The organism is Epibacterium ulvae, assembly GCF_018678075.1.
Lineage (GTDB): Bacteria > Pseudomonadota > Alphaproteobacteria > Rhodobacterales > Rhodobacteraceae > Epibacterium > Epibacterium ulvae_A.
The window spans coordinates 68,540-84,885 of the sequence record NZ_JAHHIR010000035.1 but is presented as its reverse complement, the minus strand read 5'-3'; the positions used below and the strand labels follow the sequence as shown (position 1 = coordinate 84,885).

16 protein-coding genes are annotated in these 16,346 nt (G+C 57.7%); 7 read left to right on the top strand and 9 right to left on the bottom strand.

Annotation, left to right across the window (positions count from 1 at the left end; genetic code table 11):
- Positions 1-221: 221 nt before the first annotated feature.
- The 7 genes from KMP13_RS09615 to KMP13_RS09585 form a co-directional block, all read right to left on the bottom strand.
- Positions 222-521 (bottom strand): hypothetical protein, encoded by a 300-nt coding sequence (locus KMP13_RS09615; RefSeq protein ID WP_215265638.1) that lies wholly within the window; start codon positions 519-521, stop codon positions 222-224.
- Positions 522-756: 235 nt separating this feature from the next.
- The gene (locus KMP13_RS09610; RefSeq protein WP_215265637.1) at positions 757-1,218 is read right to left on the bottom strand and encodes a thiol-disulfide oxidoreductase DCC family protein; all 462 of its coding nucleotides are present in this window, start codon (positions 1,216-1,218) and stop codon (positions 757-759) included.
- Complete coding sequence (locus KMP13_RS09605; RefSeq protein ID WP_215265636.1) at positions 1,209-1,700, bottom strand: hypothetical protein; 492 nt, start codon at positions 1,698-1,700, stop codon at positions 1,209-1,211. The genes KMP13_RS09610 and KMP13_RS09605 overlap by 10 nt, the downstream gene beginning before the upstream one ends.
- A gap of 60 nt (positions 1,701-1,760) precedes the next feature.
- On the bottom strand, positions 1,761-3,749 hold the full coding sequence (gene rpoD / locus KMP13_RS09600) for an RNA polymerase sigma factor RpoD (protein WP_215265635.1): 1,989 nt from the start codon (positions 3,747-3,749) through the stop codon (positions 1,761-1,763).
- Positions 3,750-3,892: 143 nt separating this feature from the next.
- Entirely contained in the window at positions 3,893-5,884 is a 1,992-nt protein-coding gene (dnaG, locus tag KMP13_RS09595; RefSeq protein ID WP_215265634.1) for a DNA primase, read from the bottom strand.
- A gap of 30 nt (positions 5,885-5,914) precedes the next feature.
- On the bottom strand, positions 5,915-6,292 hold the full coding sequence (locus tag KMP13_RS09590) for a hypothetical protein (RefSeq protein ID WP_215265633.1): 378 nt from the start codon (positions 6,290-6,292) through the stop codon (positions 5,915-5,917).
- A 155-nt stretch (positions 6,293-6,447) separates the two neighbouring features.
- Positions 6,448-7,878, bottom strand: a complete 1,431-nt coding sequence (locus KMP13_RS09585; RefSeq protein WP_215265632.1) for a Glu/Leu/Phe/Val family dehydrogenase — start codon at positions 7,876-7,878, stop codon at positions 6,448-6,450.
- Between the two features lie 353 nt (positions 7,879-8,231).
- Between KMP13_RS09585 and KMP13_RS09580 the strand changes: the two genes are divergently transcribed.
- From KMP13_RS09580 to KMP13_RS09570, 3 genes are read left to right on the top strand one after another with little or no spacing between them, the layout of a single operon-like run.
- Positions 8,232-9,905, top strand: coding sequence for a TadE/TadG family type IV pilus assembly protein (locus KMP13_RS09580; RefSeq protein ID WP_215265631.1), 1,674 nt, complete (start codon positions 8,232-8,234; stop codon positions 9,903-9,905).
- Positions 9,902-10,450: a TadE/TadG family type IV pilus assembly protein gene (locus tag KMP13_RS09575; protein WP_215265630.1), complete on the top strand. Its 549-nt coding sequence runs from the start codon at positions 9,902-9,904 to the stop codon at positions 10,448-10,450. Before KMP13_RS09580 ends, KMP13_RS09575 begins: the two co-directional genes overlap by 4 nt.
- Before the next feature lie 3 nt (positions 10,451-10,453).
- Positions 10,454-11,107 (top strand): TadE/TadG family type IV pilus assembly protein, encoded by a 654-nt coding sequence (locus KMP13_RS09570; RefSeq protein ID WP_215265629.1) that lies wholly within the window; start codon positions 10,454-10,456, stop codon positions 11,105-11,107.
- Positions 11,108-11,128: 21 nt separating this feature from the next.
- Here the strand turns inward: KMP13_RS09570 and KMP13_RS09565 are convergent, their stop codons facing one another.
- Positions 11,129-11,650 (bottom strand): hypothetical protein, encoded by a 522-nt coding sequence (locus tag KMP13_RS09565; RefSeq protein ID WP_215265628.1) that lies wholly within the window; start codon positions 11,648-11,650, stop codon positions 11,129-11,131.
- 145 nt (positions 11,651-11,795) lie between these two features.
- Between KMP13_RS09565 and KMP13_RS09560 the strand changes: the two genes are divergently transcribed.
- Positions 11,796-12,707 carry a pirin family protein gene (locus tag KMP13_RS09560; RefSeq protein WP_215265627.1) on the top strand — a complete coding sequence of 304 codons (912 nt, stop codon included), beginning with the start codon at positions 11,796-11,798 and terminating at the stop codon, positions 12,705-12,707.
- 121 nt (positions 12,708-12,828) lie between these two features.
- Positions 12,829-13,785, top strand: coding sequence for a polyphosphate kinase 2 (ppk2, locus tag KMP13_RS09555; protein WP_215265626.1), 957 nt, complete (start codon positions 12,829-12,831; stop codon positions 13,783-13,785).
- Positions 13,786-13,807: 22 nt separating this feature from the next.
- Here ppk2 and KMP13_RS09550 read toward each other — a convergent pair whose 3' ends face one another.
- Positions 13,808-14,413 (bottom strand): TetR/AcrR family transcriptional regulator, encoded by a 606-nt coding sequence (locus tag KMP13_RS09550; protein WP_215265625.1) that lies wholly within the window; start codon positions 14,411-14,413, stop codon positions 13,808-13,810.
- A gap of 106 nt (positions 14,414-14,519) precedes the next feature.
- On the opposite strand from KMP13_RS09550, the gene KMP13_RS09545 reads away from it, so the two are divergent.
- Both KMP13_RS09545 and KMP13_RS09540 read left to right on the top strand, forming a co-directional pair.
- Complete coding sequence (locus KMP13_RS09545; protein ID WP_251363773.1) at positions 14,520-14,783, top strand: hypothetical protein; 264 nt, start codon at positions 14,520-14,522, stop codon at positions 14,781-14,783.
- 117 nt (positions 14,784-14,900) lie between these two features.
- Positions 14,901-16,187 (top strand): homoserine dehydrogenase, encoded by a 1,287-nt coding sequence (locus tag KMP13_RS09540; protein ID WP_215265624.1) that lies wholly within the window; start codon positions 14,901-14,903, stop codon positions 16,185-16,187.
- The last annotated feature ends 159 nt before the right edge of the window (positions 16,188-16,346 follow it).

Sequence of the window (16,346 nt, the reverse complement as noted above, 5' to 3'; positions counted from 1 at the left end):
CGTATCACAAGCCTGTGCCTATTCGCGCATTCATCCCAGTTTTAGACATTAAAAAAGGGGGCAAGGCCCCCAGCAGTGATACATTAATACGGTATCATCGGATCATCTGCTCCTCATCCTGGCCTGCCTTGGGGGCCCTGTCTGCTGTGGTGAGGTCAGTTGGTTATCAAATCTTGTGGCAGCTGCGTGGCGATCAATATCACCAAGTCCCGGTGCGTGGTTCAGCCTGCGTGCATCTCCCGTGGGAAGGGAATGATCTCAGCCGTGTGGCCATTGCCCAAGGCCTGTTCCAGAATGGACAGTACGGCCGGGTTCGGCTCTTCACCGTCGTTTTGACGAAACTTGGCACGGGCCCGTTCGCGCAGCATTTCACGGGTTTCGTCGCCGCCCATCACATGCAGCCGCTCGGCTTCTTCGCGCATGCAAGACACCAGAAAATCATTCGCCAGCACAAGATTGTTCAGCACCTCTACCTTGCGATCCAAGGCGCCCAGAGCTTCGTTGACATTACTGTAGACCATTTGTCATCCCCTGCGATTTCCTAATACTTCATTAATCTGCAATCAATATAGGCCAGCCGATATGGCCCAGCAACGCCATGACCGCCTGTCTTTGGGTGAAGCATATATATCCCTTTGGATAGGATCTGCATCGTTTGGGCGAAAGTTTAACGATTTATCAATGAAATTTAACAATTCGCTAAAATCCTCGGCATTGTCCGTGCGTGCTTTGGCAAACGTCCGCGAAAATCGGGCTCTAAATTTTGGATTTTTGCGGCTGTTTGGCGAACCCATCGGGGGCAAATCGGGATTGCAACTCTGGCGTTGGCAGCAAGCACTGCTCGGAACGGCCAAACAAGCGGTAGCGGTTTTGGGCGATCAGATTATAGGCAGGGTCCTTGATCCAGCGCGGCAAATGTCTGAGCAGCGACAGCGCGCCCCATGGAAATGGAAGATGGCGCGCCACGGCGGCCACTGCGTCCAGGCGCACGAAGGCCACCCCATCAACCTGCACCACCATCGTGTCCAGATCATCGTGGCGCAGGCCAAGTCCAGCATAGATCACCTGCCCCAAAGGGGACTGCGCAGTGGCGAATTGGAAATACTCCGCCCGGTCGCGGCGCAGGACCCACTGAAACAAACCAGCACATAACACGCAGTGGCCATCAAACAGGATCAGCGCGTCATGAGCGGGCCCTGGGGCGCGCCCTACTCCCAAGAATACGTCTGGTGATTGTAGTGCTGCCCGGCGGCGCGTTTCGCGTCAAAAATCGGCAAGGCGTACCCGGCCGAGACAACGCTGCCTGGATCGCATGTCAGCGTGGCCAGCACGTCCTCTCCCTGTTGCACCATGAGACGGCCGCTGATCTCGGTCGTGCCGGGGTCGCGGTCCTGTGCATAGGCCACAAGATAGGAGAAACCGTCGTTTTCAAACGTCATCTCTTCCCAGATCGTGCGGCTGACACCCGGCCAGGGGGCAAGCCCGACCTCGGTGACGGGGCGGACAAGATCCAGATCCGGGCTGCGGTTGGTCGCACCAAAGCGATACAGCACCTGATCGCCAGCAATGCAGGTCTGCAGCTGTTTCTTGCCCCCCTCAAAGGTGCAGGACACCAGTGTTTCGCTGCCATTGGGACAGGCCAGCGCGGCAGAGGCGAGGGCTGCGGTGCAACATAGCGTCAGGGGAATATCACGGCGCATAAGGAGCCTCCAAACAAAAAAGAGGCGCCCAAAAGGGCGCCCCTGATATCTGGTCTGGATTTATTGATCCAGGAAGCTGCGCAGTTTGCGTGAGCGGCTTGGATGCTTGAGTTTCCGCAGGGCTTTGGCTTCGATCTGGCGGATCCGTTCGCGGGTCACGCTGAACTGTTGGCCAACCTCTTCCAATGTGTGGTCGGTGTTCATGCCGATACCAAACCGCATCCGCAGGACGCGTTCTTCGCGCGGAGTGAGCGAGGACAGAACCCGTGTGGTGGTTTCCTTGAGGTTTTCCTGAATGGCGCTGTCCAAGGGCAGCACGGCATTCTTGTCCTCGATGAAATCGCCCAGTTGGCTGTCTTCTTCGTCGCCGATCGGTGTTTCCAGCGAAATCGGCTCCTTGGCGATTTTCATCACCTTGCGCACTTTTTCCAGCGGCATCTGCAGCTTTTCCGCCAATTCTTCCGGCGTCGGCTCGCGGCCGATTTCGTGCAGCATCTGACGACCGGTCCGCACCAGCTTGTTGATCGTCTCGATCATATGGACCGGGATACGGATCGTACGGGCCTGATCCGCAATCGAGCGGGTGATGGCCTGACGGATCCACCAGGTCGCATAGGTGGAGAATTTATAACCGCGGCGGTATTCAAATTTATCAACCGCTTTCATCAAACCGATGTTACCTTCCTGGATTAGATCCAAGAACTGCAGGCCCCGGTTGGTGTATTTCTTCGCGATCGATATCACCAGACGCAGGTTGGCTTCGACCATTTCTTTCTTGGCCTGACGGGCCTCTTTCTCGCCCTTTTGAACCTGCTGCACGATGCGGCGGAATTCAGAGATGTCCAGACCAACGTATTGACCCACTTGCGCCATATCTGCGCGCAGGCCTTCGACCTTGTCGGCGGAGCGTTCGATGAACATCTGCCAGCCCCGGCCCGGCTTTTGCGCCATATCAGAAAGCCAGTTCGGATCCAGCTCGCGGCCGCGGTAGGCTTCGACGAATTCACGACGGTTGATCCGCGCTTGGTCGGCCAGTTTCACCATGGAGCTGTCGATCGACATGACACGGCGGTTGATACCATAAAGCTGGTCGATCAAAGCTTCGATACGGTTGTTATGCAGGTGCAGTTCATTCACCAGCAAAACGATCTCGGACCGCAGGGCCTGATACCGGGCCTCATCCGCCTGCGAGAACGAACCGTCCTCGTTCAGCGTGGCAGAGATCCGGCTGTCCTGCATTTCGGACAATTGCGAATAGTCGGACGAGATGCGTTCCAGCGCTTCCAACACGCGATCCTTGAGCGCGGCTTCCATCGCGGCCAGGGACATGTTGGCCTGTTCATCTTCTTCTTCGTCGTCGTCAATGTTCAGGATCGGGTTGCCGTCGGCGTCCAGCTCGGGCTGGCCCTCTTCCTTGGGCTTGGCGGTTTTTACTGCCGAAGGATCGATGCCAGGTTCGGTCACCCCGCCTTCTTCGTCCATCTGATTGCCAAAGGTGGCTTCCAGATCGATCACGTCGCGCAGTAGAATGTCTTCGGACAGAAGTTCGTCATGCCAGATGGTAATCGCGTTGAAGGTCAGCGGGCTTTCGCACAGACCGGCGATCATTGTGTTGCGGCCGGCCTCGATGCGTTTCGCAATCGCGATCTCGCCTTCACGGCTCAGAAGCTCAACTGAGCCCATCTCGCGCAGATACATCCGCACAGGGTCATCGGTGCGGTCCAGCTTTTCAGCGCCAGCGCCAGCAACAGCAACTTCACGGTTGGCTTCGGTGGAAACCAGTTCGGTGGAGCCTTTATTCTCCTCCTCTTCGGCCTCTTCGTCCTCGATGATATTGATGCCCATCTCAGACAGCATGGACATCACATCCTCGATCTGCTCCGAGCTGACCTGATCGGGTGGCAGAACCTGATTGAGCTGATCATACGTGATGTAGCCCTTCTCACGCGCTTCCGCGATCATCTTTTTGACCTGGGTCTGGCTCATATCGAGCGAGATTTCAGCGTCCTGGTCATCAGGTTTGCGGTCGTCAGTGTCTTTGGCGGCCATTCAATGCTCCTCACAAAGGGGCTGGGTTCACGGGCGAAACGATTCGGTGACCCGAATCATTAGCGCGAAGTTTTGATTCGTCACCCCGTTTACCCAAATTTCTTTTGGACTTCCTTAGCAAAACGTCACTTTTACGGGCGGTTTCATTTTTTGGAGAAGCCGATTCGGTCCAATAAGGCCCCAAAACTGTCTCTCTCTTCGCGATCAAGCCGCACCCCGTTGTCCGCAACGTCGTAATTCGCCCGGTCTTCACTTTCACTGCGTACGGCTTCGTTGCGGGCCTGGGCAGCCTGCCGCAAACGCCACGTCACAGCCTCATCCTCACGCGCGCCAATATCATTGGCCGCTTCGGCGAGTTCCACATCCAGTCCGCGCGCAGATTCGATTTTTGCGATCTCCTCACCCAGAACCAGCCGGGCGGTTTCGTGATCGCCGGGGTTACGCACGCCGGCACTGATAGCGACATGGCGCAGCGCCATGAGGTTTTCAAGGGTATGAGGCCCTAAATTATAGTCAATCTCGTCGCGCAACCGCTCTGGTGCATCAATTCCGACCCGCACGATCAAATCGCGCAGCATCACATGGTCGCTGTCTTGGCATTCCAGACGGTCCAGATTGCTTTCGTATTCGGCAATAATGTCCGGGGTCGAAATCAGTGTGGCCAGCACCACCGCTTCGCGCATCTGCACAAAGGCGCGTTCATCCGCACCCGCCAACAAAGAGGCCCGCGTGGTTGAGACCGGCCCAGCAGGCGCGCCGCGCCAAGGCGCACGGCTGCCATCGCGAAACCCATTGCCGCCACGCGATCCACGCGGTTTGAAATCACCACGTCCGGTGCCAGAGGACCGGTTGCCCCGGAACAGCTGCCAGCGCAGTTCTTTGATGTCTTCGCCGTAATGTTTGCGAATAGACGGATCGCGGATCAGTTTGATCTTTTCCCGCAAGGCTTTGTCGAGCGCTGCTTTGCGTTCGGGGCTGTCAAACACCTTGCCCTCAGTCTCACGCTGCCACAGGAGGCGGACCATGGGGATCGCCTTGTCCAACACGGCTTGCACCGCTTCGGCCCCTTCGGCGCGGATCAGATCGTCGGGATCTTTGCCATCGGGCATCACCGCAAAGCGCAGGGATTTCCCGGCCTCCAGTTGCGGCAGAGCCATGTCGATCAAGCGCATGGCGGCGCGGATACCGGCCTTGTCACCGTCCAACGCGATGATCGGCTCATCCGACATGCGCCACAGCATCTGCAGCTGGTTTTCGGTGATCGCGGTGCCAAGTGGTGCCACCGAGGCCGTAAATCCGCCTTCGGCCAGGGCGATCACATCCATATACCCTTCGGCCACCAACAGCGGCGCGTCGCGTCCGGATGCGGCGCGGGCTGGGCCGTGGTTGTAGAGGCTGCGCCCTTTGTCAAACAGCTCAGTCTCGGGCGAATTCAGGTATTTGGCGTTGTCATCGGGATCCATCGCCCGGCCACCAAAGGCAATCGCACGGCCACGCGCATCGCGAATGGGGAACATGATCCGGTTGCGGAATGTGTCATAGGGTTTGCCGCCCTTGTTAGACGGTTTGGCAAGACCGGCCGCAATGATCAGATCTTCGGGGACATCCTTGCCCCGCAGCGCATCCCACAGGTTCTGCCAGCCGTCCGGGGCAAAGCCGATTTCCCAGCGCTCCAGCGCCTCGGGCGTCAGGCCCCGGCGCTGCAAATAGGCGCGCGCGTGATCGGCACGGCCCGTGCGCAGTTGCAGGCGGAAATACTGCACCGCCTGCTCCATGACCTCGGCCAGAAGCGCGCGGCGGTCCTGTTGCTGCTGGGCACGAGGGTCGCGTTTGGGCAGTTCCAACCCGGCTTCGCGCGCCAGGATTTCAACCGCTTCCATAAAGCCGACGTTTTCCGTCTCCTGCACGAATTTCAGCGCATCCCCTTTGGCATGGCAGCCAAAGCAGTAGTAAAACCCCTTGCGATCTTCCACGTGGAAAGAGGCGGTTTTTTCCTGGTGAAACGGGCACGGAGACCAATAGTCCCCTTTGGCGGTCTGGCTTTTACGCTGGTCCCAGGTCACCTTGCGCCCGACCACATCAGACAGGCTGATCCGGTTGCGCAGTTCATCAAGAAAGCCGGGCGGCAGGGCCATGGTGTGCTGGATCTTCCGAGTTAGGTCGTTTTAGTTCGAGGGCTGCTGCAGATCGTTTCGCAGCTGCTGGATCTGGTCCCAATTGGCGAGGCATTGTTCCTCAAATACCGCGCCAAGGTCGACGCCGCGCAGATCGCTGCGCTTTTGAGCATAGACATGTTTGACCAGCTGGGGAATGGCTTTGGAGTATTGTTCGGGCCATTCCGGTTCAGAGTCCAAAATACGCGCTTCGACGTTTTCCTCTTTGACCCGCTTGCGGCGTGCGTCCTGGACGGCGCTCATGACCTCACCTTGGTAGCGGCAGCTGTCTTCTTTGCTGTCCTGGGCAAGGGCTGGGGCTGACATCAAAGGAACGACGAGGGCGACTGCTGCTGAAATGCGCAGGCCTGCCGGGAAAATGCGCTTCATAAAAAGGCTCCGGGAATCAGTTTGTGGTTGGCCGAGATTAGCCGCGCTTGCCCACCGCCGCCACGATGGATTTTGCGACCCCGATGGCATGTGAAAAAGCGCCCCAGTTATGAGGCGCGTTTTGCAAGGTTTATTTTCACCATTGGGGCCGTGATTTACAGCCCTTTGGCGCGATAGCTGCTGGCCACTTTTTCGATGGAAACCAGATAGGCGGCGGTGCGCAGGTCATCCACGTCATCGCGTTCATGCCAGATCTTGCTCATGGCCTGGTAGGCCACGCGCATGGTGTCATCGAGACCAGAGCGGACCAGCTCCAGTTCATCTGCGCCGCGCAGGTAGCGTTCCTTGAACTTGCCATCCAACGTCCAGGTGTTGCCCATGGAGGACGAAAGTTTTTCCAGCTCATCCACCACCAATTGGTGGCGCGCCTCTTCCTGGCGACGCTGCATGCGACCAAACCGGATATGGCTGAGGTTTTTGACCCATTCGAAATAGGAAACCGTCACACCACCGGCGTTGGCATACATGTCGGGAATGATCACACAGCCCTTTTTGCGCAGGATGTCATCCGCGCCCGCAGTCACCGGACCGTTCGCAGCCTCGATGATCAGCGGGGCCTTGACGCGATCTGCGTTGGAGAGGTTGACCACCCCTTCCAGCGCGGCCGGGATCAGGATGTCGCACTCTTCCTCCAACAGAACAGCGCCGTCTTCGACGTATTGACCGTTTGGACAGCCTTTGACGCCGCCATGTTTCATGATCCACTGGCGGACCTCTTCGACATCCAGACCAGTGTCGCTGAACAGGCCACCGTCACGTTCAATGATGCCGGTGATGATGCTGCCGTCTTCTTCGCTCAGGAACTTGGCCGCGTGATAGCCCACGTTGCCCAGACCCTGGACGATGACGCGTTTGCCATCGAGGGACCCTGTAAGTTTAGCCTTGGCCACATCGTCGGGATGGCGGAAGAATTCGCGCAGCGCATATTGCACACCGCGCCCGGTCGCTTCGACCCGGCCGGCAATACCACCCGCGTTCAGCGGCTTACCGGTGACACAGGCTTTGCCATTGATATCGGTGGTGTTCATGCGCTGATACTGGTCCGCAATCCAGGCCATCTCACGCTCGCCTGTTCCCATGTCAGGGGCAGGTACGTTTTGGGCCGGGTGGATCATATCGCGTTTCGCAAGCTCATAGGCGAAACGGCGGGTGATTAATTCCAGCTCATGTTCTTCGTATTCGCGCGGGTCGATGCACAGGCCCCCTTTGGAGCCCCCGAACGGTGCTTCGACCAGCGCACATTTATATGTCATCAGCGCCGCGAGCGCTTCGACCTCATCCTGGTTAACCCCGGTTGAAAAGCGGATCCCGCCCTTGACCGGTTCCATATGTTCGGAGTGCACCGAACGATAGCCAGTGAACGTGCGGATTTCGCCCCGCAAGCGTACCCCGAACCGGACTGTATACGTGGCGTTACAGACGCGGATTTTTTCCTCTAGCCCCGGAGCCAAGTCCATCAGAGCAACCGCCCTGTTAAACATCATGTCCACGCTCTCGCGGAAGCTGGGTTCGTTTTGAAGGTGCATTCCACCTACTCCAAAAGTTTACGACGACTCACTGCTGCATCTTTGGATATGTGAGCATTTAAACGTTTATACTTTGCCAATTTTTTAAGCAATTTATGAAAAGCTTTTCTGTGACGACTCGTGCTCACTCGATTCGTTAAGCCTTTGGGCCCGCCAGTTCTCAATTTGGAAACGGCCATCCCATTTGACACGGAACTGTTCAGAATTGTCAACAAAAACAGGCGATTTCGTCTAATTCGCGCCCAATTTTGGTCACCTTTCTAAATCATATCTAAATGAGAATATCTTTGAAAACCAGCCACCCCTGTCTCCATATCCGGGAGTCCACGCGGTGGTCTATCAGGTGATTAACAATGACTGCGTTCGACCGAAAAGATAGATCTCTCCGTCCGCGCACCGCCACTTCTGCGTTTGCGCTGCTGCGCGCGTTTCGTCGCAAAGAAGAAGGCGTGCTGGCGAAACCGATGATCCTCGTCACTTTGTTGATGTTGATGGTGGGTGGCATTGGCATTGATTTGATGCGGTTTGAGCGTGACCGAACGGTGCTGCAATACACCTTGGACCGCGCGGTGCTGGCGGCGGCGGATCTGGACCAGGAATTTGAACCCGAAGCCGTGGTTCAGGACTATCTGGAGAAATCCGGTCTGGGGGAATATTACGACACCCCACTCGTGGAGCAGGGCCAGGGCTTCAAAAAGGTCGAGAGCACGATCGAGACGCCATTTGCGGCACAGTACCTGCAGTTGTTTGGCGACTCTGAGCTGATGCTGCGGGCACGCTCGCGGGCGGAAGAAAGCATTGACGACATCGAGATCACGCTGGTGCTGGACGTCTCTGGCTCGATGAACTCAAACTCTCGCCTGCCGAACCTAAAGGTCGCGGCGCAAGAGTTCGTGGATGCCATCGGGCTGAACACGATCGAAGGCAAAATGTCGATGTCGATCGTGCCTTACGCAACGCAAGTGGCGGGGCCGGACGAGCTTTATGCCGAATTGAACACATCCGGCGCACACCCCTATTCCAACTGCATCAACTTTGATGCGGCGGACTTTGAAACCTCCACTATCAGCCTGACTGATAGCTACGAGCGTACAATGCACTTTGCGCCCTGGTACACCATCGACCGGCGCTCTGATGACACACGTCTGGTGACCCTACCCGTCTGTGACGAACGAGCCTCGCGCGAAATGATGCTGTTGGAAGATGACGCCGATACGCTGAAGTCCTTCATTCAGGGGCTGGTTGCCGAGGGCAATACCTCGATCGACCTTGGCATGAAATGGGGCACCGCCCTGCTGGATCCGAGCATCAACCCGGCCATCGTTAACCTGACCACCGGCGATGACCCCTATATTGATCCCACGTTTGCCACCCGCCCGGCGGCCTATACCGACCCCGAAACGCTCAAGATCATCGTGTTGATGACCGACGGGCAGAACACATCGCAATATTACATCCGCGATCACTTCCGGGGTCAGACCTCTGACGTTTGGTACAATGATACCGCCAGAGTTTATTCGACCTATAGTGCGTCTCGGAATGAATATTATTGGCACAGTGACGGCAACAGCCTGAGCGACCTGCCCCGTTGGGAAGACCACCCTTACGGCGACGGCGAATACCGTAAATGTAGCTATTACAGCTGTTACTGGCAGAATGAATCCGGATCGGCGGAACGGCTGACTTACGAAGATCTGTGGGCTGACACCAGCCTGCGCTATGTTTCGGACCGCCTGTTTGCCGATTGGCAGGGCACCAGTACAGCGCGCAGCACCTACTATAATGGCGCATACAGCACGGTCGGCGGCAGCACCAAGAACAACCGCACCCAAGACATCTGTGACGCGGCCAAGGCACAGGGCATCATTGTCTATACAATCGGTTTCGAAGCGCCATCCAATGGCCAGACAGTTTTGAAAAACTGCGCAAGTTCAGACTCTCATTTCTTTGATGTGGATGGTTTGGAAATTTCAGACGCCTTTGCATCCATCGCAACCTCCATTCGCCAGTTGAGGCTGACCCAATGATCCGTTCTCGTTTAGCGCAGTTTGTGCGCCGCTTTCGCCGCAATGAAGAAGGCTCGATCACGGTTGAGTTTGTCATCTTCTTCCCGCTTTTGTTGCTGATCCTTATGACCACCATCGAATTGGGCCTGATCCAGATGCGCGGCTCGATGTTGGAACGCGCCTTGGATCTGACCGTGCGCGAGCTGCGCCTGGGCACCGGGGTTGCGGTCACCCACGATGACATCCGCGATGACGTCTGTTCCCGTGCCGGGTTCATCGACGATTGTGAGACCCAGATGCGGTTGGAACTGGTGCAGCTGGACCCGTTCAACTGGACTGATGTGGTGCCGGAGTATCCCGATTGCGTGGACTCAATTGACGCAGACACCATCAGCCCGGTGCGCAGTTTTGAAAATGGTCAATCCAACGAGCTGATGTTCGTCCGCGCCTGCATCAAGTTTAACCCTTTCATGCCAACCTGGGGCCTAGGTGCTGCCCTGCCCAAGGACGCTGACGGGCGTATCCGTCTTTATGCAGCGTCGGCATTTGTTCAGGAACCGAGGTAAACCATGCGTAAGTTGTTTTCCAAAAAGGCCAAACGGTTTGCATCAGATACCGATGGCTCCATCGCGGTCGAGTTTGCGATCTACGCACCGCTGGTCCTGTTCATCTTTGCGATGGTTGTAACCTTCTTTGACGCCTTCCGCCAGGAGAGCATCAACCTGAAAGCGGCCTATACCGTATCAGATCTGATTTCGCGTGAAACGCAGGAATTGAACGAAGACTACATCGACAGCATGCAAGACATGGCTGAGCTGCTGGTGCGCCCGGACTCCGACCTATCCATTCGCATCACCATTGTGCGCTGGGATGAAGATGACGACCGTCATTACATCGATTGGTCCAAAGCGCGCGGTGACGCCTATGCGGAGCGTACGGATGCGGATATTCAACTGATCGCTGATAACCTGCCGAATATGCCCGATCAGGAACGAGTCATCCTGGTTGAGATGCACAATCTGGTGCGCCCGGTGTTCCCTGTTGTCTTCCTGGAACTGCGGGACGCGGATTTCAACGACAGTGAAGAAAACCTGTTGCAGCAATCCCTGATGGAGATCGAAAGCTTCGTCTTTACCCGCCCGCGATTTGCACCGCTGGTTCGGTTCGAGGGGCTCATAATCTCAGGCCCATCCCATGACGATGGCATCGACGAAACCATCTAACGTTCCTACTTGACGTGCAGATTATTGACCGTTTGGATCACGTTGGTCCAGGCGGTCTTTGATATCATCGACCATCGTTTTATCGGCGACAAAGGCTGCAAGGATATCTGCCATTGTCTTGGCATGTTGGCCCGGTGTCACCCCACCAATTCCGACGCTTTTACCCAGGCGCCACCACATGCCCGGCCGCCATGCCCGGGGCCCGGCCTGCTTGGTGCGCAGTGTGAACCCGTTGGATGGTTTGAACGCAAAAGCGCCTTTTTCCACCCGCGTGATATTGTCCAGTGCTGCGATCAGTGTGCCATCGCTGTCATAAAGACCATCCACGGTGAGGATCACGCTTTGTTTGGTGGCCTGCAGCATGCGCAGGGCCAACCACATTGCGCCCCCGCCCATAACAATCAAAAACAGGCTCAAAAACGCGCCCTGCCCGCCTTGCATCGCAAGATAGGGGAGCAGAAAGCCAAGACCGGTCAACATGGCCACGCCAACAATGCGGCGCGGGGCAGAGGCAGATACGGTTGCCAGGGGTTCGTCGTTCATCACTCTCTCCTATGGGCACGGCCTGTTAAGGGCACGATCAGGGGCCTCTCTGTGCGTCTTCACACAGGCCCCGTGCCCGGCTGCCTCTACTCATTCGGGGGCGCAAAGTCTAGGTCTAGAGCATCACAGCCACAGGAGAAGCACCATGTCATTGCGGCCAATTCTGGAAAGACGCGCGGCGGTTCCCACCATGGAAGGCGCAGGCGTGAAACTGCACCGGGCCTTTGGATTTGATGATCCAAGCGCGCAGGATCCCTTCCTGCTGTTTGATGATTTTCGCGGCGACGACCCGGCGGATTACGAACAGGGCTTCCCCTGGCATCCCCATCGCGGGATCGAGACGATCACCTATGTTCTGTCGGGATCGGTGGAGCACAGCGACTCCTTGGGCAATGCTGGCACTCTGGGCTCTGGCGCCGTGCAATGGATGACCGCCGGGTCCGGCATCCTGCACCAAGAGATGCCCAGCGGCAATGCGGCCGGTCAGATGCATGGGTTTCAGCTGTGGGGCAATCTGCCCAGCGCCGACAAGATGTGCGCGCCGCGCTATCAGGACATTCAAGGACAGGACATCCCCGAGGTGATCGACGATGATGGCACCCGGGTGAAGGTCATTGTCGGCGCATTCTGGGGCGCGCGTGGTCCGGTGGACGGGATCGCATCGGATCCGCAATATCTGGATGTCTTTGTCCCGGCCGGCGTGAAAAAGACCTTTGCCATCGACACCTATCGCCGGGCGTTTGCCTATGTCTTTGACGGCAGTGGCTTGTTTGTAGACGCCTCTGCCCCGCAGGGGGTTCTGTTGGAAAAAGAGGTCATGGGCCAAGAGGTCAATATCCGCGACCTATCCGGCAACCGCACTTTGGTTCGGTTTGGCACCGGGGATGAGGTCACGGTGCAGGCGGGGCCAGAGGGGCTGCGGTTCCTGCTGATCTCAGGAGCACCGATCGAGGAACCTGTGGCCTGGCACGGACCCATCGTAATGAACACCCAAGACGAGCTGCGCACCGCCTTTCGCGAATTGCGCAATGGGACCTTCATTCGGCCAGCCCATTAATCCGCGCCGGGATCGTTCAGGGACGCGCTGCAGTTTGTAACGTTTTATTGACACGGATCAACGCGCGATTGTGCGTGGGTCGTCAGTGTGCGGGTGCCCCCAGAAAAAGGAGACCCCGCGCATGGAGACCGTCACCCAGATTGCTCCCAAAGACCAAATCGCAGCCAATGAACCGGCTGTGGCCGACGCGCCATCTACCACGCCTAAGAAACCGCGTGCAGCCGCCCCCAGTGCCGAGGCCGTGCGCAAGGCGTTCGAAAGCGGCAAATACCCCTATGGTCGCAAAATGGCCCGGCGCGCCTATGAGGTTGAAAAGGCCAAGCTGCAGGCGGAATTGTTGAAAGTACAGCTATGGGCGCAGGAAACAGGTGAGCGTTTTATACTGCTGTTTGAGGGGCGCGACGCCGCAGGCAAAGGCGGCACCATCAAACGGTTCATGGAGCATTTGAACCCCCGTCAGGCCCGTGTGGTAGCTCTGAACAAACCCACCTGGGAAGAAAAAGGCCAGTGGTATTACCAGCGCTATATCCAGGAGCTTCCGACAGTTGGCGAAATGGTGTTCTATGACCGCTCCTGGTACAATCGCGCCGGGGTCGAGCGGGTCATGGGATTTTGCTCTGCCAATGAATATCTGGAATTCATGCGCCAGACACCGGATTTGGAACGGATGTTGGTGCGCTCTGGCATCCGCTTTTACAAATACTGGTTTTCGGTCACCCAGGATGAGCAACGCCGCCGGTTCAAAGCCCGCGAGACGGATCCGTTGAAACAATGGAAGCTCAGCCCGATCGACAAGGCCAGCCTGTCCAAATGGGATGATTATACCGAGGCCAAGGAAGCGATGTTCTTTTACACCGACACCGCCGATGCGCCCTGGACGATCATCAAGTCAAACGACAAGAAACGCGCCCGGCTGAATTGTATGCGCCATTTCCTGTCGACCATCGACTATCCAGACAAGGACGTAGAACTTGTGGGGCAACCAGACCCGTTAGTCGTCGGACAGGCCCATCATGTGATTCACAATGCGGACCATATTCTGGGCACCACGCTGCGTCCGGACACGCGGGCGAAATAGGCGACAGACCCCGCCTGTCACGTCAGCCCAGATCCGGGCTGACGGATTTGCGCACCATATCCCAATAGATCGTCTCGACCTCTTCTAACGACAGACGCCCGCCGCTGCGATACCAGGTCATCACCCCGTTCAACATGCCGATCACCGCCAGCGTGGTGATCTTGGCATCGCTGATGTTGAACTGCCCTTCGGTCACCCCGTCTTGCAAGATCGCGCGCAGCTCATCCTCATAGGTGCCGCGCAGGGCCTCGATCCGAGCGAAGTTTTCATCCGTCAGATTGCGCAGCTCCATATAGGCGATAAAGACCGCGTCCGGGCGTTCCATATGATAGAGGATGTGAAACCGGGTAAAGGCCTCCAGCCGCGCCAGACTATCTTGCCCCTGCAGATTTGCGCACCGGTTATGCCAGGCGGCCAGCACTTCCTCCATATGGGTTTGCATCAAGGAGACCAGCAGGCTTTGCTTGTCGGGAATGTAGTTGTACAAAGCGCCGGCCTGCACGCCGACCTCTTTGGCGATTTGCCGCATGGAGACAGCCGCAAACCCGTGTTGCGCAAACAGCCGCAAGGCGGTGCGCTGGATCTTGGGTCCGGTGACGTCGGAATGGGAACCTTGGGTACGTGCCATGGCGCAGATCATAGGGTTTAAGAACAGATGTTCAATAAAAACCCTCTCTTGCCAGGCTCCCTGCAAATATGGTTCACAAGGGCAATTGCGACAAAGGATCCCCAATATGCTGCGCCCTGCCCTGCCTGCCTTGATGCTCAGCCTTGTTATGTGCGCCGGGGTCATGGGCTGTTCGCGGGTGCCAGAGCTTGAGGACCGGCTGACCCCGGACCTGCGCGGTGCGGCCTATCCGACGCTGATCCCGCTGGGCGATGCCCTGCCGCCGCAAACGGTGCCTGCCGAAGAAGGCGCGGACCTGGACGCTGAGTTGAAAGCACGCGCAGCCCGGCTCAAGGCGCGCGCGGCGGCGCTTAATAATACCAACATCTAAGGGGCGATTTCGCCTTAGCTGCGCATTTACTCCATTCTGTGATTGTCCCCACATTGCACCCATGCGTCGAACCCGATATGCGGGGGTTTGAACGATGACCAAAAGGGACTTCCGATAATGACTGAGCCGCTTCGCCTTGGAATCGCAGGTTTGGGAACCGTCGGCATCGGCGTTGTGAAAATCATTCGCCGCCACGCCGCACAATTGGAAGCCCGCACGGGGCGCCCCATTGTCATCACGGCCATCTCTGCCCGTGACGCCAGCAAAGATCGCGGCGTGTCGCTGGCGGATTATGCTTGGGAAACCGACCCGGTCGCACTCGCCAAACGCGATGATGTGGATGTGCTGGTCGAGCTGATGGGCGGCCATGAAGGCCCAGCAAAAGACGCCATTGAGACAGCCCTTGCAACCGGCAAGGACGTGGTCACCGCCAACAAGGCGTTGCTGGCCATCCATGGTCAGGCACTGGCCGAACAGGCCGAGGAATTGGGCCGTGTGATCCGTTTTGAAGCGGGCGTCGCCGGCGGTATCCCGGTGATCAAATCCCTGACCGAAGGTCTGGCCGGAAATGAGATCACCCGCGTGATGGGCGTGATGAACGGCACCTGCAACTATATCCTCACCCAGATGGAGGCCACCGGCCAGGGCTACAACGCCCTGTTCGAGGAATGCGGGCGCCTCGGCTACCTTGAGGCGGATCCAAATCTGGATGTGGGCGGCATTGATGCAGGTCACAAGTTGGCGATCCTGGCTTCGATCGCATTTGGCACCAAACCTGCCTTTGAAGATGTGCAGCTGGAAGGCATCCAGCGGATCTCACCCGAAGATATCAATGCAGCGGCCGATATGGGCTATCGCATCAAATTGCTGGGCGTGGCGCAGCGCACCGGCCGTGGTCTGGAACAGCGGATGACCCCCTGTCTGGTGCCCGCGAACTCGCCACTGGGTCAGCTGGAAGGCGGCACCAATATGGTTGTCATCGAAGGCGACGCGGTGGAGCAGATTGTGCTGCGTGGCCCCGGTGCCGGCGAAGGTCCAACCGCAAGCGCGGTTCTGGGCGATATCTGCGACATTGCCCGTGGCTTCCGTCTGCCGACCTTTGGTCAGGCGGCATCGACCTTGCAAGACGCGCCAGCCGCACAGGCCGAACTGCCCGCGCCGTTCTACCTGCGCATGGCCCTGCAGGACAAACCCGGCGCCTTGGCCAAGGTCACCGCCGTGATGGGCGACTGCGGCATCTCCATCGACCGCATGCGCCAAAACGGCCATGCCGACGCCGCCGCTCCGGTTCTGTTTGTCACCCATAAGACCAGCCGTGCCAGCATTGATCAGGCCCTGGCCGAGTTGGAAAAGGTCGATGTAGTCTCAATCGCGCCGGTCGCCTTGCGCATCGAAACCGTGTGATTGAACGCACGAAACCTGTTTTATCCCGGGCAAACTGAGTTTGCGCGCCTCCCGCTGAAGCGTGCATAAAACGGCGGCGTGCATTGCCCCCAAAGACGGGACACTTGCCGGAACACCGCCTGCTGCGTTAGACGGGTATGAGGGTTTTCAAGCAAGGAT

Bases quoted from the DNA above. Each gene is read 5' to 3' on its own strand.
- KMP13_RS09615 (WP_215265638.1), bottom strand. From the start codon at position 521: ATGGTCTACAGTAATGTCAACGAAGCTCTGGGCGCCTTGGATCGCAAG.
- KMP13_RS09605 (WP_215265636.1), bottom strand. From the start codon at position 1,700: ATGCGCCGTGATATTCCCCTGACGCTATGTTGCACCGCAGCCCTCGCC.
- rpoD (WP_215265635.1), bottom strand. From the start codon at position 3,749: ATGGCCGCCAAAGACACTGACGACCGCAAACCTGATGACCAGGACGCT.
- dnaG (WP_215265634.1), bottom strand. From the start codon at position 5,884: ATGGCCCTGCCGCCCGGCTTTCTTGATGAACTGCGCAACCGGATCAGC.
- KMP13_RS09590 (WP_215265633.1), bottom strand. From the start codon at position 6,292: ATGAAGCGCATTTTCCCGGCAGGCCTGCGCATTTCAGCAGCAGTCGCC.
- KMP13_RS09585 (WP_215265632.1), bottom strand. From the start codon at position 7,878: ATGCACCTTCAAAACGAACCCAGCTTCCGCGAGAGCGTGGACATGATG.
- KMP13_RS09580 (WP_215265631.1), top strand. From the start codon at position 8,232: ATGACTGCGTTCGACCGAAAAGATAGATCTCTCCGTCCGCGCACCGCC.
- KMP13_RS09575 (WP_215265630.1), top strand. From the start codon at position 9,902: ATGATCCGTTCTCGTTTAGCGCAGTTTGTGCGCCGCTTTCGCCGCAAT.
- KMP13_RS09570 (WP_215265629.1), top strand. From the start codon at position 10,454: ATGCGTAAGTTGTTTTCCAAAAAGGCCAAACGGTTTGCATCAGATACC.
- KMP13_RS09565 (WP_215265628.1), bottom strand. From the start codon at position 11,650: ATGAACGACGAACCCCTGGCAACCGTATCTGCCTCTGCCCCGCGCCGC.
- KMP13_RS09560 (WP_215265627.1), top strand. From the start codon at position 11,796: ATGTCATTGCGGCCAATTCTGGAAAGACGCGCGGCGGTTCCCACCATG.
- ppk2 (WP_215265626.1), top strand. From the start codon at position 12,829: ATGGAGACCGTCACCCAGATTGCTCCCAAAGACCAAATCGCAGCCAAT.
- KMP13_RS09550 (WP_215265625.1), bottom strand. From the start codon at position 14,413: ATGGCACGTACCCAAGGTTCCCATTCCGACGTCACCGGACCCAAGATC.
- KMP13_RS09545 (WP_251363773.1), top strand. From the start codon at position 14,520: ATGCTGCGCCCTGCCCTGCCTGCCTTGATGCTCAGCCTTGTTATGTGC.
- KMP13_RS09540 (WP_215265624.1), top strand. From the start codon at position 14,901: ATGACTGAGCCGCTTCGCCTTGGAATCGCAGGTTTGGGAACCGTCGGC.